Consider the following 15755-nt stretch of genomic DNA (forward strand, 5'->3'; position numbering starts at 1 on the left):
TAAATAAAAAAATCGTTGAACCGGCTCCCTTTCCGCGGGCGTTGCCTCAGCCTCCTCGCTACGCGCGGGGTCTTCGACTAACGCAATTCCCGCAGGAGTGTCGCCTTTATCAACGATTTTCTAGAAATACAAAAGTATTTAACTAAAGAATAGACGGTTTTTCAGTGCTCTCGCTTTTTCTAGCTTTTTCTCACTTAATTAATCCTCATCTTTTACATCAATATCATCAGGAATAGGCGTATTTCGCCATTCGTCTATTTGCCTTTTTAAATCTTCTACTTGCTGCAAATGCGTTTGAAATTGCGCACTATTTACATAATAATCTTCACCGTCGAAGATAGCTCGGATTTTTTTTTCGACAATATATCGTTTTACTTGATCTATAGGCATGGATAGATAATCTGCAGTTTCTTCCACTGTCATATACATGTAAAATGCCTCCTATCTTTAATAGTATAAGATACGGTAAAGAGTATCTCAATATGTGTTATATTGTTTGGTAATGAAAGAATTTCCTGAAGGAGTGAATAAGCTTGTCAGTAATTCCATACATATTTGTATTACTTGGCGCAATTCTCTGGGGTACGACTGGAACTGCACAAACCTTTTTACCAGAGAATGCACACCCTTTTGTTATTAGTGCAGGGCGTTCTATGGTCGGAGGATTTTCTCTATTAATTTTTATGATTCTATTAAAAAAAATAAAGTTTAAAAGTTGGCCGTGGAAAGAAACGATATATGCAGCGATTTGTATATCACTTTTCCAACTATTGTTTTTTTCATCTGTCCGGTTAACAGGAGTAGCCATTGCAAGTGTTGTAGCAATTGGAAGTGCGCCCGTATTTTCAGGATTAATTGAGTGGGTATTTTTAAAGTTACGACCTTCGAAAATTTGGGTAATATCGACTTTATTCGCCATTGTTGGGTGTATATTTTTATTTATTAATAAAGGTGAGATTACCATTAATCCGATTGGCATCATGTATTCTCTTATTGCGGGGATTGGATTTGCATTATTTACGTTATCGAGTAAATCACTATTACAAAAAGAAGAGACAATCCCAGTCATAGCCATGACATTTTCCGTTAGTGCATTGATGTTGCTACCTTTCTTTTTTCTATATGATGTGAGTTGGCTGAAAGATACAGGTAATATGAGTATCATTTTCTATTTAGGACTTGCAACGACAAGTGTGGCATATGTGTTATATGGAAGAGGCCTTCATAAAATTCCATCTTCGTCAGCATTAACGTTGTCATTAGCAGAACCGACAACTGCTGCTTTGTTAGGGGTATTCATCGTTGGTGAAGCACTTAGTGCGACTTCATGGATTGGAGTATTATTATTGCTAGGCAGTATTGTTGTTCTAACCATCGGTAGTCAAAAAAATAAAAAGATAGTAGGGGAAATATAAAAGAGATTTGCCGATAATGGCAAATCTCTCAGACTGTAGACAAATTCGTTTTACAATGAGTAGAGATGTATAAGAGAATCAGCGGGAGCGGGGCCCGCCACTTCGCTTTCCGTGGGCTTGGCTTCAGCCTCTTCGTCACTGCCGTTCCTTCGGGGTCTTCAGCTCAAGCTATTCCCACAGGAGTCTCCGTGGCGGGCCCTGCCTATTTTTCAAAAGTTGAAAGTGGAAATCTGAAGATGCTGTGATCAATCCATGTTTCTGGGTGATAAAAATAACGGATTGACTATCCCATCTCATCAAGTGAAAAGGCTTTAATTGTCCACTTTTCTGTTTATTGAAGTTAAAAATAAGCGGAAGGCGGCGACTCCCGCGGGACAGCGAGACAGACCAAGACCCCGCAGGCAAAGCAGAGGAGGCTTGGCGCGAGCCCGCGGAAAGCGCCCGCCTGGAGCGATTGTTAAAGGAAAAGCACAATAATCACTATGTTCTTAATACATTTTGATTCATTTTCGACAAGCTAAGAGATTTGCCAATAATGGCAGATCTCTTGTTTTATTTTACTGTAAATGTATTAAAGTAGCGAGGCACTTCAAGTACTTTCTATCAAAATCCTAAAGCATTTCGTACTTCTGATGTATATGTCTGACTAACAGGAAGTTCAGTGCCATCGTGAAGAAGTATTAATAAATTGGAGGAAAAATCTCGTATGATTCGATCGATAAATGAAACATTTACAATATAGGAACGATGTATACGTAAAAATGAGTCTGGTAGACGTAACTGTAATTCTTTAAGAGGAATATTTGTTTTATAGGGCTCTTTATTTGCGTAAAACCATGTTTTTTTCTGTAGACTTTCCATGTAGGAAATTTTCTCGATGGGGATGGGTCTCCATTCTTCTTCTTGTTTCCCTGTAAGAAACCTAAAAGGGGTGTGACTTTGTAGTTTTAGTGGCATTATCACGATTAGTGCACCTCGTTCTCCTTGAATGTGAATAGGGTATCCAGTTCCATAATAGGGAGCATGAAAAAGTGTGTCATCCATAATACCTTCTGTTCTGTTTCCATTTTGTAATACAATATCCGCGATACTTCCTTTTTCTACTTGTTGACCTACTCTTATTTGTAAATCACGTTCTCCAGCAGCATAATAAATGTATTTATCCCATACTGCAATTGCAATTGTAGCTTCTTTTGGAATCCAATCTTCCAATAAAGCTGTGTATTGCTCTAATTGCTCCTTTGAAAATTCCATTTATTCCCCTCCGAATTCATCCTTCTCATTTTCGTTTCATCTTTGAAAAAGTCCCTTTTATCCAAAAACGAATACAGTAGACATCTTTCTGTTATATATTAAATTACAAGAAAACAAACTGTTATGGAACAGTATAAAAGTCATATTTTTTCAAACAGTTTATTCGTCAAATGAGAGGTGTGTTGAACATGTCAACAAGACAACAACAGTTGGAACAGTTACAAATGGAGTGGGATAAAGAAAGCCGATGGAAAGGAATTGAGCGTCCTTATTTACCAGAAGAAGTGATTAAACTTCGAGGATCATTACAAATAGAACATACACTAGCTCGAAAAGGTGCAGAGCGTTTATGGAATTCACTACAAAAAGCAGATTTTATTAGTGCCCTTGGAGCTTTAACGGGTAATCAAGCAGTGCAACAAGTAAAAGCTGGACTTCAAGCAATTTATTTGAGCGGGTGGCAAGTAGCTGCAGATGCAAACCTTTCTGGGCAAATGTATCCGGATCAAAGTCTTTACCCAGCAAACAGCGTGCCAGCGGTTGTGAAACGTATTAACCAAGCATTGCAACGTGCTGATCAAATTGATCAAGCGGAAGGTAGAGAAGATCAGTTTGACTGGTTTGCACCTATTATTGCTGATGCGGAGGCAGGTTTCGGAGGACCCCTTAATGTGTTCGAACTAATTAAAGGAATGATAGAAGCGGGAGCAGCGGGTGTCCATCTTGAAGATCAACTTGCTTCAGAAAAGAAATGCGGTCATCTTGGTGGAAAAGTTCTTCTTCCAACACAAAACGCCATTCGTAATTTAATAGCGGCTCGATTGGCAGCAGACGTTTCTGGAGTACCAACTGTATTAATCGCACGCACTGATGCGGATGCGGCAGATATGGTAACAAGTGATATTGATCCGCGCGATCATGCGTTTATAACGGGAGAAAGAACTCCAGAAGGATTTTTTCGAACGAAACCAGGAATTGAACAAGCGATTGCTCGAGGCTTGGCATATGCGCCTTATGCAGACTTAATATGGTGTGAGACGTCTCATCCAAGCTTAGAAGAAGCAAAGCAATTTGCCGATGCGATACATGCGGAATATCCTGACAAGATGCTTGCATATAATTGCTCACCATCGTTCAATTGGCAAGCAAACTTAGATGAAGAATCAATAGCTAAATACCAAGTGGAGCTAGGTAAAATGGGTTACAAGTTTCAATTTGTTACACTTGCGGGCTTCCATTCATTAAATCACAGTATGTTTGAGTTAGCACATGATTATAAAACGAATGGAATGGCTGCTTATTCGAAGCTACAGCAAGCGGAATTTGCAAACGAAGCGAAAGGTTATACAGCTACGAAACATCAACGTGAAGTAGGAACAGGATATTTTGATGAAGTATCACAAGTGATTTCTGGTGGAACATCTTCTACTACAGCAATGAAGGGGTCTACGGAAGTCGCACAGTTCGCTTAATAAGGAAGAGGGGGTATCGAAAATGGAACAGCTAACCGCTAGAAACATAGAAATAGTTGGGCTAGAAACCGATGCAAGTCGAGAGATTTTAACGCAAGAAGGATTAGAGTTTTTAGCTTCACTTCATCATTTATTTAATGAAAGAAGAAAAGAGTTATTAGATAATCGTCAAGTACGTCAAAAACAATTAGACAATGGAGCTAATCTAGATTTTCTTTCGGAAACGAAAGAAATTAGAGAGGAAGATTGGACGATTGCTCCTCTTCCGAAAGATCTTCAAGATAGAAGAGTAGAAATTACAGGCCCTGTGAATCGGAAAATGGTCATCAATGCATTGAACTCAGGTGCTAAAACATTCATGGCTTGTTTCGAAGATGCCACTTCGCCAACTTGGGAAAATATGATTGAAGGTCAAGTGAATATGCGCGACGCAGTTCGTAGAACAATTTCCTTTCAACAGGAAAACGGTAAAGTATATAGTTTGAATGATGAAGTAGCAGTACTGATGATTCGTCCAAGAGGCTTGCACTTGCTTGAAAAGAATGTACTCATTGATGGGGAAGCAATAGCTGGTAGCTTATTCGATTTTGGATTATATTTCTTCCATAATGCGAAAGAATTATTAGCTCGCGGTACAGGTCCTTATTTCTATTTACCAAAGCTTGAGAGCCACTTAGAGGCTAGACTTTGGAACGACATTTTTCTTTTCGCAGAACAACAACTTAGTTTACCAAACGGAACGATTAAAGCTACTGTATTAATCGAAACAGTTATGGCTGCATTTGAGATGGATGAGATTTTGTACGAACTACGCGATCATTCTGCAGGGCTAAATTGCGGTAGATGGGATTATATTTTTAGTTATATTAAACGGCTACGCAATCAAGCCGAAGTTATTTTGCCAGATCGCAGTCAAGTGACAATGACGTCCCCTTTTATGAGGGCATACACCCAATTATGTATTCAAACATGTCATCGAAGAAATGCACCTGCAATTGGAGGAATGGCGGCCCAAATTCCGATTAAAGGTGATGACATTGCTAATGAAGCAGCATTTTCAAAAGTCCGTGAAGACAAACGCCGAGAAGCAAAGGATGGTCATGATGGAACGTGGGTCGCACACCCAGATCTTGTACGAGTAGCATGGGAAGAGTTTGAAGAGCATATGTCAACACCGAACCAAATTCATCGTAAACGGGAAGATGTGCAAGTGGAAGCGAAGCATTTATTAGAAGTCCCACGCGGCACTATTACAGAGGAAGGCCTCCGATTAAACTGCAGTGTAGGTGTTCAATATATAGCCTCTTGGTTACGTGGAAATGGAGCAGCACCTATTAATCACTTAATGGAAGACGCCGCAACTGCTGAAATTTCCCGCACGCAAGTTTGGCAGTGGATTCGTCATCCAGAAGGAAAGATTGAAGATGGCCGTAAAATTACCGAAGAGCTAGTGCAGGAAGTTTTACAGGAAGAACTAAATAAATTGAAAGAAATGTTTGGTAGTAACAACTATGCAAATGGACGTTTTGATGAAGCAGTTGAGCTATTCCTTTCATTAACTTGCAAACAAGATTTTGTTGAATTTCTAACTTTGCCTGGTTATGAAAAACTATAGGAGGTGATTTGCGTGAAAACAACAACTCAGGAAGTAAAAACAAAGCACTGTCGCGAATGTGGATGTGTTATTCATGAACAAGTAGAATCATCCTTATACGAATGCGAACGATGCATAGGCATGAGCGAAGAATAGTACTAACTAGATGTGAAATATAAATTCAAAACCCTATCCTTTTTATGAGGATAGGGTTTTATTGATTTGCTGTTTTTTATTTCAACTTAGGAACATGGTGTTTTCAACTGTCTTGTTAAACTAACAAGGATCCTTAAGAAGAAACAACATAATTAAGATGCATTTTTTATCAATTCACCGTCACCAATTTAGCGTAGTGTAATGGAAATAAAATAAATTCATCAAAGAACATCTATATTGGCGTTCTATTTTACATTTGAGAGTAAAAGTATTCTTGTTGTAAAAAGAAACGAATGTTCGTATAATGAAGAAAGGAGAAGAGAACTAGCGTGCGCATTTCATTTGAGAAGTTTAATAAACAATTTCAATCGTGTAAATGATAAACTACAGGACAAATTTTTCAAAAGATATGACAATGCAAGATTAAATTAGAGGGTGGCTGCCATGGAACAAGAAAGAATTGACAAATTTATTGAAGACATGTTGAAAGAATATCCTCGAGAGAAAGTCATAGGCGCATTAGATATGTTACTTCACACGCCGAAAAACGAAGCAGACAAGTTGGCAAAAGTTTATAAAAAAATAGATGAAGAAATCACCAACCATTAAATGATGGGGGGTGGTTTTTATTTTGAATGAAAAGAAAAACTTAAAACCAAAAGCAACTGTCCATTATTTAATACTTAACAACAATTAAGAACTATTATAGAAATAACAAAGAACAGAGAAAACCTAACAAGTAGATTGTCTCTGTTTTCATTATTTATCCATTTGAATCTGTTTCACTAGATAGTAATTGAAGTCTTAGTTTAGACATTTCTTTGTCCAGTAACGAGGAAGCATTGGATAGCTCAATTAATTGTTTTTGAGCTTCTTCCGGTATCGATTCACCTTGATATTTATAGTTGAGTTTATGTTCTGTTGATGCCCAAAAATCCATAGCGGATGTTCGGATTTGGATTTCCGCGGGAACCCATATCACTTCATTAGATAAGATAACTTGCGTTTCTACAACAAGATGAAGGCTTTTATAGCCACTCTTTTTAGGTTCTTTAATATAGTCTTTTACTCTAATCATGCGAATATCTTCACGCTGCTCGATATGTTCTTTCAGCAAATATACATCATCAATAAAGCTAGTGACAATTCGTACTCCAGCAATATCTCGTATTTCTTGTTTAATAGATTCTTGAGTCAGCTCTATTTCTTTATTTTCAATCTTCTCAACCAATGAAAAAATAGTTTTCATGCGTGTTTTCATATGCTCAATTGGAGAGTATCCGTGTTTCGATTTCCATTCAAGATCAATAATATTGAAATCACTCTTCAACTCATATAATGCCATCTCATATGGGATGAAAAAGCCTTTCCAGTTTTTTAGAACCTTTTGAACTAAATCGATCTTATGTGTCTCTTGATACATATTAAACACCCCTTGATTAAAATCACACTTTATATTCTGTCATCATATCACAGGTGGTTTGAATCGGAAAGATATATGAGAATACTAGCCTGGCGATGAAATGGAAGTGTAATCGTGTTGTAGAAACAAGCTAAATGGAAGAACGTTTGAGCTCCCCCCACTTAGTTTTTGTAGAGGTGTCGGCTTGTAGTACCATTAGATTAGGGGGTTTAGAGAAAAGTCTTCTAATTATGTAGGAAATGAAAAATGAAAAAAACTAAATCTCAATTTCAAAAGAAGAATCCATTTTGATCAAACTTTTTTCAAAATGGATTCTTTTTATTTGTTGTCAAAATCCGTGTTACGAGATTTTTGGAAACAAACTTTGTTCCAAACCTACAATAAGAGAAGAGGCTTTTAAGATCTATTGTCTTATGAACGTCCTATTTTCGGCAATATAATATGGAATGATGTCCCTTTCGAAGGTTCGCTCTCAACAGAGATTGTACCATTATGAGCACGAACAAGGTTATAGACAATTGCCATTCCAAGTCCAGTCCCTTCAGAGGAGGAATTAGTTGTTGTTCCACGATAATATTGTTGAAATAAATTTTCTTTCATATGATTGGACATGCCAACGCCATTGTCCACAATGTGGATAACTACATTTTCCCCATTGTCGGAAAGCTGTGTATAAATATCGGTATTATTAGGATTATGTAAAATTGAATTCATTAGGATGTTTTGTAAAATGCGTTGCATGAATTTATGGTCAAATTCTACGTTAATCTCAGGCGTATCTGTTTTAAAATGCAGATTATAATTACTTGCTTGTGGATAATTACTTATGTTGGCAACAACTCTTTTTGTAAATTCTACTAAATCTTGATTCGTCTTAGTTAAAGGCAACATACCGTCAGCGCTATTTACTTGAATGATAAGACTTAAATCTTGAATTAATTCTTCCATATGCTTCCCTTTGTCTCCAATTTGTCTAATGAAAGAATGTGCCTCTTCTTTTGACCACTCATACTGATCGTTCAATAAGAGTGTTGAGTAGCCTGTAATATAGGTTAGAGGTGTTTTTAAATCATGTGAAATACCGGCAATCCACTCTTGTTTAGCATGTTCTATCTTTCTCCTTTCTACCTCAGCAGATTGTAACTTTACCGCCAATGTTTGGAGATGTTGAAATACCTCTTGATACAAAAGATAGCGCATACGAAGTTTATCTTTTCGGGTATAAATTTTTTGTAAACCTACTGGTTGTTTGTAGTTTTCTTGTGAGAGTTGATGAATCCAAGTCATAATGAATCCAAGAGGCCCACCAAAATACCATCCAAACAAGCTAATACAAATAATGGTGCTAATAGAAAAAATCCATGCCACGAGCAAACCTTCATTTTTTGTATTAACCGCGACATCGAAAAGTGGAAGGATACCCTCAAGTAAAATGATAATGCTGAATCCAGTCGCAAGCATCCAAAGAACAAGACCCAATGTTAAATGCAAAGTAAATCGAGTTTTTATTCGCATATAAACGCCTCATTTGGAGGGATGAATTTATAACCAATTCCACGTAAATTCACAATGATTTTTGGTTTGCGTGTATCATCGCCGAGCTTTTTCCGTAGCTTGGATATATGAATCGTGACGGTTTTTTCTTCTCCAAAAACATCATTTCCCCATACAAATTCGTAGAGCTGCCCTGTTGTGTAAATACGATTAGGATTTTTGCAAAAGAAATGTAGTAGCTCCAGCTCTTTTGCTGTGCATTCTACAAGTTGATTTTTAACTGTTAATGTTGCAGATTCATGGTTCAAAGTGAAGTAGCCATAATCATATACAGTGTCCTGTAGTTGTGAACTCTCATACATTTTGAGACGACGAAGGATAACTTTTATTCGAGCGACGACCTCTAAAGGATTAAAAGGCTTTGTAATGTAATCATCTCCACCTATTCCTAACCCCGTTAATTTGTCAAAGTCTGTTGAGCGCGCACTAACAAAAATAATAGGTGTGTTTGTATTTTTTCGTATTTCTGTACATAGTTCGAAGCCGCTTATATCTGGAAGCATAATATCAAGCAAAATAATATCAAACGTGTTTTCTTTAACTCTTTGCAGCGTATCTTTACCAGTTGATGCGGTATCTATGTGAATGAAGTTTTCTTTCCTTAGTGTAATTTCTAATAATTTTAAAATACCAATTTCATCATCTACTACTAAAATTTTTGCAGATTCCATTTTATATCCCTCATTTCAACCCCATCATACCAATTTTTTCTTCGTATATGTTTACTCTAATAGAAATATTACGCATATTTTCCATTGTGTTTACTTTGATTTTACTTTCGTTTATTAAGCTAAGTGTAACGCATTCGAAATAGAAGTCTGGAGGAAATACAAATGAATTCGGTTATTCAAATTAATCAATTAAGTAAGACATACAGGGGAACTGAAACAGTTTCTAATGTCAATATGAATATAAATAAGGGAGAAATTTATGGGTTTTTAGGTCCGAATGGAGCAGGGAAAACGACAATTATGAAGATGATCTTAAATTTAGTTAAGCCGTCTTTAGGTGAAATTATTGTATTTGATCAACGTATTTTAGAGACATCTTACGAGTATTTAAAGAAAATAGGTAGCATTATTGAATATCCTGAGTTTTATGAGCGTCTAACAGCGAAGGAAAATTTAGACCTTCATTGTGAATACATTGGCTATCATCATCCAGGAGCGGTTAATGAAGTTCTAGAAATCGTAGGTCTTAAAGGAGTGGAAAAGAAAAAAATCCATGAATTTTCTTTAGGAATGAAGCAACGATTAGGAATTGCGAGGGCGATTGTAACAAAACCAGAGATTCTAATTCTTGATGAACCTATTAATGGACTTGATCCGATCGGTATTAAAGACATTCGCGAGCTTCTATTAATTCTTAAAGAAAAGTATGGGATCACTATTTTAATTTCAAGTCATATTGTTTCAGAAATCGAATCTATAGCAGATACTATTGGCATTATTAATCATGGAAGATTATTAAAAGAAGTGAAAATGGAAGAAATACGAAAAGAAAATGAAGAATATCTTGAAATCCAAGTAGACAATTTAGAAAAAACAACACATGTACTAAAGAATAAACTAGGAATTAAAAAATATGAAATCGTAGGCCGTCATATTATTCGGATTTTTGAACATGAAAATTCTTCATCTCAAATCAATAAAGAATTAATCCTAAATGGGGTGGTAGTGAACGGAATTGAAAAACAGCAGCATAATTTAGAAGAATACTTCTTAAAGCTGATTAATGGAGGCAATCAACATGCTTAAAATTATAAAACTAGAATGGAAAAAGAATCGTCTAACTAGCTATTTTAAAGGATTAGCTATTTGTATTGTTGGAATTTTCGTTGCTGTTGCGCTTATGTCTTTAGGTTCTCAAAAAGGAAATGATCCAATGTTTCCAAATTACGAAGAATTTATGTCCTTAACGAACATATTAATTAGAATCGTATTTATTATTTTTTCGAGTGTGATTTTATCACGTATAGTCATTGATGAATATAAGAGTAACACTATACAAGTATTGTTTACTTACCCTTTACAACGAAAAAAAATAATTCAATCTAAGTTATCGATCGTCTTTGGCTTTTGTTTTTTTAGCATAATTATTTCCACTCTTATTATTAATATATCCGTTTTTTTCTTAAATCCAATAATGGGATTCTTTGAAGCGCCTGTTAGTATAAGCGAAATAATTACTACAGTTCCCACTACATTTATTAATGCATTTATGATTGCTGGGGTGAGCTTAATTCCTTTGTATTTTGGCATGAGAAAAAAATCAACTGCAACTACAATTACTTCCGCTGTATTAATTGGATTTTTAATCAACGCTACTGTTTCCAATGGAGGAAGTTCGACTAGTTTATTTCAATTCATTGGAGTACCAATTGTATTCTGTTTGCTTGGCCTTGTAATTGGCTATCTTTCATATCATAAAATTGACAAAATTGATGTGGCTTAATAAAAAATGAAAGGAGGAATAAAAATGAAAAAAATGATATTAGCTTCTATCGCATTCATTGCGATTGGTGGATTTGCTTTTAGTGTCAAAGAAGTGGAGGCAAAGAGCTTTGAAAAAGAAAATTCCTTTGAAGTAGGTAATATTGAAGAAGTAGAAATAAACAATGAATCTTGGAATATTGAGGTCAAAAATACTAAATCTCAAAAAATAAAAATCTCAGTTGAAGGTAAACAAAAAAAGAAGAAGGATCCCGTGACAATTAAAAATGATGGGAAGAAAATTGTAGTTAATCAGCAAGATCAAGAGGGAGGGCTTATGGGAGGCTTCACTTTTGGAAAGAAAGGTACTATTTATATTTCTATCCCAAAGAATAAAATAGATAAGATAACTATAAATAATAGCTTTGGTGACGTAAAAATGAATGATATTATGGCAAAAAACATTGTTGTTTTAAATGACTCTGGCTTCGAAAAAATAGAAGGATTGTACGCAGATTCAGGAAAGTTTACATCAAAGGACGGAGAATTAACGTTAAAAAATAGTACGTTTAAGAAACTAACTGTAGCTTCTACTAATGGTGAAAACTATATTGCAAGGGTAACAAGCCCAAAGATGAAAGTAACTTCAACAGATGGTGAAGTATCCATTAAAGATATAAAAGAAGGTAAGTCATTATTTGTGAAAACAAAGTCAGGTGATATTACTGTTTCTTATAAAGAAGCTCCGACGTCATTATTGCTTACTGCTAGAAGTGATTCATCTGATATAACAGTTGATTTAGATGGCTTTAAGGAAAAAATGAATACTGAGAAATCAAAAGAAGGAACTATTGGTAATGCATCAAATAAATTGGAGCTCGTAAGTAAAGATGGAACTATAAATATAAATTAGAAGCAAGTAAATATTTTGAAAAGCAGAAACCGTGGATACTAAATTTTCAATAAGAAACATAAAAATGATCAAACTTATTTTTCAAAACTACAATATTGTTGAATGACAAAAAAGTTGGGAACTGACCAATTGAATTTGACAAAAAAAATCTATTTTGCAAGATACGATCCGATATTATTGGGTCGTGTCTTTTTTATGACAGTAAAGGTTGGGGCTACTTAAAGAGAAACGAATTAGTTACATGCCAATCCGGTTCTTATTAACCGTGAGTATTTAAGTTACTACATTCTATTATTCTTGGTGAGATGAGCGATTTTTTTATGCGCTTGATGTCCCACATAAATTAATCCGTTAAATAAAATTAAAGTCAAAAGTAATCGCCCTAGTCTTGACCCTATACTCGGTGCATCAACAAGAAAGAAACCTGCAATGCAGAAAAGTGTTCCTAAAAAGTAACCTATAATGTAGAATCCCTTTTGAAATTTATTCATCTTTAAGACTCCTTTAATTTATATATATATATATATATTATAATAAAATTGTAATAAATGAATTTATTTCCAATAATAATTGATTGCAAGAAGAATATAAGTTTTTTTCTTCAACTAACAGAGGCTTTACTTGAAGATCATTGAGTTGTTTAGAGAGCTCTTTTTACTTATTCAAGTTAAATGGGCAGGTTAATTCAACAACGGCAGGGGATAATCGTATAACTCTTGAATGATTAGTATATATTCTTTAACACTTGGGAGGTACAAAATGGAGTTGTATAAATTCAACAAAGATAGCGGTAAAAAAATTTCAAAATTCAATTCAGATTTTATTATGTCTCGTGTAATTCAAACTGATAAGGTAACACATATTGGATGTATGCACTTAGATGAAAACGGTATAGTTGGGTATCATCAAGCGATAGTACCTCAACTACTTTTAATAATGAGTGGGGAAGGATATGTCAGAGGTAAAAAAGAAGAATTTATTAAAGTGCAGACTGGAGATGCTGTATTTTGGGAGAAAGATGAATGGCATGAAACAAAGACAAGTGATGGATTAACTGCTATCGTCATTGAAAGTGAAGAATTAAATCCATCTTTTTTCATGCCTTTAAAGAAATAGATGTTATTCAACTAACGTAGGCTTTATCGGAAGATCATTGAGTTGCTAATGCAGCTCTTTTTTTGTTCAACTAAAAGGGGCAGGTTAGTGGAATAAGGTGTCTTTAGAAACAAAATGCTCGTTAGCAGAAGGGGCATTTGGAAAGGCTAGAAATATAACATAATGCCCCAATTAGCGCTATTTCACGAGCAACAGCATGACTTAACTTTTTTGCGTCCATGATATTTACTTAGATTCAATTAATAAATCATTTACGCAAAACTTCATTTGTGTTAACCTATTTTAAAAATAGGTTAACACATTTTTTTGTTTAACTTTAAAATAACACGTAAATGAGGGAGATTTATTGGAACATTTTTGGGTAGTTGGTACGGACACAGATGTTGGAAAAACATTTATAACAACTCTATTCATGCGTCATCTCCAAATGCAGGGACTTAAAGTAATACCATACAAACCTGTACAAACGGGTGAGGTTGCGGATGAAGGTCGATATTATTATCAAGACACAACAAGCTACTTAGAATATAGCTTACAACCTTTAGATAAAGAAGCGCTAAATACATACTCTTTCTCGCTACCCGCATCACCGCATTATGCCGCTGAACTTGAAGGAGAAACGATTAAAGAAGACAGACTTCTTAATACCATAGAAAAGTTAAAACTAGACTATGATACGGTTATTTGTGAGGGTGCTGGGGGTCTGTATGTGCCATTTCATTCGAATACTACTTTGACATTACTTGATGTTATTGAGCAATCGGCACTACCTGTCATACTCGTAGCGAAAACAAAGCTTGGTACGATCAATCACACCTTGTTATCTGTAAAGGCACTGCAAGCACGTAATATCGATTTACTAGGCATTGTATTCAATCAATTCGAGCAAAGTCCATTAGAAAAAAATAGTATCGATACAATACTTAGATTTATAGATGTGCCATCCGTGGTCATCGAGGCTAATTGTACGATTGAAAGCTTCGATGATAAAGCGGTTTTTGAAAGGTTGATGACCTATGACATATAAAGAACTTCAAGCTCTTGATCTTAAACATATTTGGCATCCTTGCTCACAAATGAAAGATTATGAATCCTTTCCACCGATTGTAATAGATCGTGGGGAGGGGGTGTGGTTGTACGACAAGCGAGGCAATCGCTATCTAGATGCGGTTTCATCATGGTGGGTCAATTTATTTGGGCATACGAATCAGCGCATAAGCCAGGCTTTAGCAGAGCAAGCGCAAAAATTGGAGCACGTCATTTTTGCGAACTTTACCCATGAGCCTGCAATTCATGTTGCAGATAAACTCGTTGCATTGACACCAAAAGGTTTAGAAAAAGTATTTTTTGCTGATAACGGATCTGCCGCGATTGAAGTTGCTCTAAAAATGAGCTTTCAGTATCGTGCCCAAACGAATCAGCCGAAGAAAAAACGTTTTTTAGCGTTTTCAAATGCCTACCATGGCGAAACACTCGGTGCTTTGTCGGTCGGAGGGGTCGATTTATACAACGAAGTATATGCTCCTCTGTTATTAAATGTTGTACATACAGAGGGACCGGATTGCTTTCGCTGTCCTTTTGGCGAGTCACCTTCGACCTGTAATGCACCTTGTACTCAGTACGTAGAAGAACAATTGAAACAACATGCCGATACAATTTCCGCGGCCATTATTGAGCCGTTAATTCAAGCAGCAGCAGGGATGAAAATGTATCCACCAGTCTTTCTAAAAAAATTACGCAAATTATGTATTGAGTACGATGTGCATCTGATTGCAGATGAGGTGGCGGTTGGCTTTGGTCGTACAGGTACATTGTTCGCCTGCGAGCAAGCCGATATTACACCGGATTTTTTATGTTTATCCAAAGGAATTACGGGAGGGTACTTGCCCCTCTCTGCTGTACTGACAACAAATGAAGTGTATAACGCTTTTTATGATGACTACGGAACGATGAAGGCATTCTTACATTCGCATAGTTATTCAGGTAACCCGCTCGCTCTTCGTGTAGCACAGGAAGTATTGGCAATTTTTGAAGAAGAACAAGTGTTGACCAAGTTAATACCCAAGCAACAATTATTAAAAGAATTAGCACATGAAGCATTCGATCATTTACCTTATGTAGGTGAATATCGTCAAACTGGCTTCGTTGGAGCAGTAGAGTTAGTTGCGAATAAAGAAACGAAGAAGTCATACCCAGGCGAAGAGCGAATCGGCTATCAAATTTATCAGCGTGCACTAGAAAAAGGGCTCCTAATCCGTCCCCTTGGTAATATTATTTATTTCATGCCCCCATTTGTGATTTCGGAAGACGAAATCAAATGGATGATTGAAACAACGAAGGAAGTTTTAGACCAATACTTTAAAGAAAGGTGCGAATAAATTGAAAAACTCACGTACTTTTTCTCTTACACTTGTTTCGATTTTTGC

At 35.9% G+C, this 15755-nt stretch carries 17 protein-coding genes; 11 read left to right on the forward strand and 6 right to left on the reverse strand.

Going from position 1 to position 15755, the window contains the following annotated elements; genetic code table 11:
• Window positions 1–198: 198 nt before the first annotated feature.
• Entirely contained in the window at window positions 199–429 is a 231-nt protein-coding gene (locus FG384_RS07025) for an excisionase family DNA-binding protein (protein ID WP_142641884.1), read from the reverse strand.
• A gap of 104 nt (window positions 430–533) precedes the next feature.
• Here FG384_RS07025 and FG384_RS07030 point away from each other — a divergent pair, with 104 nt between their 5' ends.
• Window positions 534–1415, forward strand: coding sequence for a DMT family transporter (locus FG384_RS07030; RefSeq protein ID WP_142641885.1), 882 nt, complete (start codon window positions 534–536; stop codon window positions 1413–1415).
• Window positions 1416–2018: 603 nt separating this feature from the next.
• Here the strand turns inward: FG384_RS07030 and FG384_RS07035 are convergent.
• Entirely contained in the window at window positions 2019–2669 is a 651-nt protein-coding gene (locus tag FG384_RS07035) for a LytR/AlgR family response regulator transcription factor (protein ID WP_142641886.1), read from the reverse strand.
• Between the two features lie 188 nt (window positions 2670–2857).
• Here FG384_RS07035 and aceA point away from each other — a divergent pair, with 188 nt between their 5' ends.
• The 4 genes from aceA (at window position 2858) to FG384_RS19760 (ending at window position 6500) form a co-directional block, all read left to right on the forward strand.
• On the forward strand, window positions 2858–4141 hold the full coding sequence (gene aceA / locus FG384_RS07040; RefSeq protein WP_142641887.1) for an isocitrate lyase: 1284 nt from the start codon (window positions 2858–2860) through the stop codon (window positions 4139–4141).
• Window positions 4142–4163: 22 nt separating this feature from the next.
• Entirely contained in the window at window positions 4164–5756 is a 1593-nt protein-coding gene (gene aceB / locus FG384_RS07045) for a malate synthase A (RefSeq protein WP_142641888.1), read from the forward strand.
• A 12-nt stretch (window positions 5757–5768) separates the two neighbouring features.
• On the forward strand, window positions 5769–5891 hold the full coding sequence (locus tag FG384_RS19990; protein WP_240793363.1) for a YhfH family protein: 123 nt from the start codon (window positions 5769–5771) through the stop codon (window positions 5889–5891).
• Window positions 5892–6335: 444 nt separating this feature from the next.
• Complete coding sequence (locus tag FG384_RS19760; protein WP_166462398.1) at window positions 6336–6500, forward strand: hypothetical protein; 165 nt, start codon at window positions 6336–6338, stop codon at window positions 6498–6500.
• A 154-nt stretch (window positions 6501–6654) separates the two neighbouring features.
• Here FG384_RS19760 and FG384_RS07050 read toward each other — a convergent pair whose 3' ends face one another.
• The 3 genes from FG384_RS07050 to FG384_RS07060 all read right to left on the reverse strand — a co-directional run bounded on the left by FG384_RS07050 (window position 6655) and on the right by FG384_RS07060 (window position 9539).
• Window positions 6655–7314, reverse strand: a complete 660-nt coding sequence (locus tag FG384_RS07050) for a GTP pyrophosphokinase (RefSeq protein ID WP_142641889.1) — start codon at window positions 7312–7314, stop codon at window positions 6655–6657.
• A gap of 411 nt (window positions 7315–7725) precedes the next feature.
• Complete coding sequence (locus FG384_RS07055) at window positions 7726–8829, reverse strand: sensor histidine kinase (RefSeq protein WP_142641890.1); 1104 nt, start codon at window positions 8827–8829, stop codon at window positions 7726–7728.
• Window positions 8820–9539 carry a response regulator transcription factor gene (locus FG384_RS07060; protein WP_142641891.1) on the reverse strand — a complete coding sequence of 240 codons (720 nt, stop codon included), beginning with the start codon at window positions 9537–9539 and terminating at the stop codon, window positions 8820–8822. The genes FG384_RS07055 and FG384_RS07060 overlap by 10 nt, the downstream gene beginning before the upstream one ends.
• 162 nt (window positions 9540–9701) lie before the next feature.
• Here FG384_RS07060 and FG384_RS07065 point away from each other — a divergent pair, with 162 nt between their 5' ends.
• Genes FG384_RS07065 through FG384_RS07075 form a run of 3 tightly spaced genes read left to right on the forward strand, consistent with a single transcriptional unit; the run spans window position 9702 to window position 12213 of the window.
• Window positions 9702–10625 (forward strand): ATP-binding cassette domain-containing protein, encoded by a 924-nt coding sequence (locus tag FG384_RS07065; RefSeq protein WP_142641892.1) that lies wholly within the window; start codon window positions 9702–9704, stop codon window positions 10623–10625.
• On the forward strand, window positions 10618–11322 hold the full coding sequence (locus FG384_RS07070) for an ABC transporter permease (protein WP_142641893.1): 705 nt from the start codon (window positions 10618–10620) through the stop codon (window positions 11320–11322). Before FG384_RS07065 ends, FG384_RS07070 begins: the two co-directional genes overlap by 8 nt.
• Window positions 11323–11346: 24 nt before the next feature.
• Entirely contained in the window at window positions 11347–12213 is an 867-nt protein-coding gene (locus tag FG384_RS07075; RefSeq protein WP_142641894.1) for a DUF4097 domain-containing protein, read from the forward strand.
• Between the two features lie 281 nt (window positions 12214–12494).
• Here the strand turns inward: FG384_RS07075 and FG384_RS07080 are convergent, their stop codons facing one another.
• Window positions 12495–12704: a hypothetical protein gene (locus FG384_RS07080; RefSeq protein ID WP_142641895.1), complete on the reverse strand. Its 210-nt coding sequence runs from the start codon at window positions 12702–12704 to the stop codon at window positions 12495–12497.
• A 268-nt stretch (window positions 12705–12972) separates the two neighbouring features.
• Between FG384_RS07080 and FG384_RS07085 the strand changes: the two genes are divergently transcribed.
• The 3 genes from FG384_RS07085 (at window position 12973) to bioA (ending at window position 15707) form a co-directional block, all read left to right on the forward strand.
• Window positions 12973–13329 (forward strand): cupin domain-containing protein, encoded by a 357-nt coding sequence (locus tag FG384_RS07085; RefSeq protein WP_142641896.1) that lies wholly within the window; start codon window positions 12973–12975, stop codon window positions 13327–13329.
• A gap of 346 nt (window positions 13330–13675) precedes the next feature.
• A complete protein-coding gene (gene bioD / locus FG384_RS07090; protein ID WP_142641897.1) occupies window positions 13676–14356 on the forward strand; it encodes a dethiobiotin synthase in 681 nt (226 codons plus the stop codon).
• Complete coding sequence (gene bioA, locus FG384_RS07095) at window positions 14346–15707, forward strand: adenosylmethionine--8-amino-7-oxononanoate transaminase (RefSeq protein WP_142641898.1); 1362 nt, start codon at window positions 14346–14348, stop codon at window positions 15705–15707. The genes bioD and bioA overlap by 11 nt, the downstream gene beginning before the upstream one ends.
• Window positions 15708–15755 lie beyond the last annotated feature (48 nt).

It is taken from the genome of Psychrobacillus vulpis (assembly GCF_006861825.1).
Lineage (GTDB): Bacteria > Bacillota > Bacilli > Bacillales_A > Planococcaceae > Psychrobacillus > Psychrobacillus vulpis.

What these genes read in the sequence shown, in the direction of transcription:
- FG384_RS07080 (WP_142641895.1), bottom strand. Translation starts at nt 12,704, where the DNA reads ATGAATAAATTTCAAAAGGGATTCTACATTATAGGTTACTTTTTAGGA.
- bioA (WP_142641898.1), top strand. Translation starts at nt 14,346, where the DNA reads ATGACATATAAAGAACTTCAAGCTCTTGATCTTAAACATATTTGGCAT.
- FG384_RS07075 (WP_142641894.1), top strand. Translation starts at nt 11,347, where the DNA reads ATGAAAAAAATGATATTAGCTTCTATCGCATTCATTGCGATTGGTGGA.
- FG384_RS07055 (WP_142641890.1), bottom strand. Translation starts at nt 8,829, where the DNA reads ATGCGAATAAAAACTCGATTTACTTTGCATTTAACATTGGGTCTTGTT.
- FG384_RS07060 (WP_142641891.1), bottom strand. Translation starts at nt 9,539, where the DNA reads ATGGAATCTGCAAAAATTTTAGTAGTAGATGATGAAATTGGTATTTTA.
- aceB (WP_142641888.1), top strand. Translation starts at nt 4,164, where the DNA reads ATGGAACAGCTAACCGCTAGAAACATAGAAATAGTTGGGCTAGAAACC.
- aceA (WP_142641887.1), top strand. Translation starts at nt 2,858, where the DNA reads ATGTCAACAAGACAACAACAGTTGGAACAGTTACAAATGGAGTGGGAT.
- FG384_RS07035 (WP_142641886.1), bottom strand. Translation starts at nt 2,669, where the DNA reads ATGGAATTTTCAAAGGAGCAATTAGAGCAATACACAGCTTTATTGGAA.
- FG384_RS07070 (WP_142641893.1), top strand. Translation starts at nt 10,618, where the DNA reads ATGCTTAAAATTATAAAACTAGAATGGAAAAAGAATCGTCTAACTAGC.
- FG384_RS07025 (WP_142641884.1), bottom strand. Translation starts at nt 429, where the DNA reads ATGTATATGACAGTGGAAGAAACTGCAGATTATCTATCCATGCCTATA.
- FG384_RS07065 (WP_142641892.1), top strand. Translation starts at nt 9,702, where the DNA reads ATGAATTCGGTTATTCAAATTAATCAATTAAGTAAGACATACAGGGGA.
- FG384_RS07050 (WP_142641889.1), bottom strand. Translation starts at nt 7,314, where the DNA reads ATGTATCAAGAGACACATAAGATCGATTTAGTTCAAAAGGTTCTAAAA.
- FG384_RS19760 (WP_166462398.1), top strand. Translation starts at nt 6,336, where the DNA reads ATGGAACAAGAAAGAATTGACAAATTTATTGAAGACATGTTGAAAGAA.
- FG384_RS07085 (WP_142641896.1), top strand. Translation starts at nt 12,973, where the DNA reads ATGGAGTTGTATAAATTCAACAAAGATAGCGGTAAAAAAATTTCAAAA.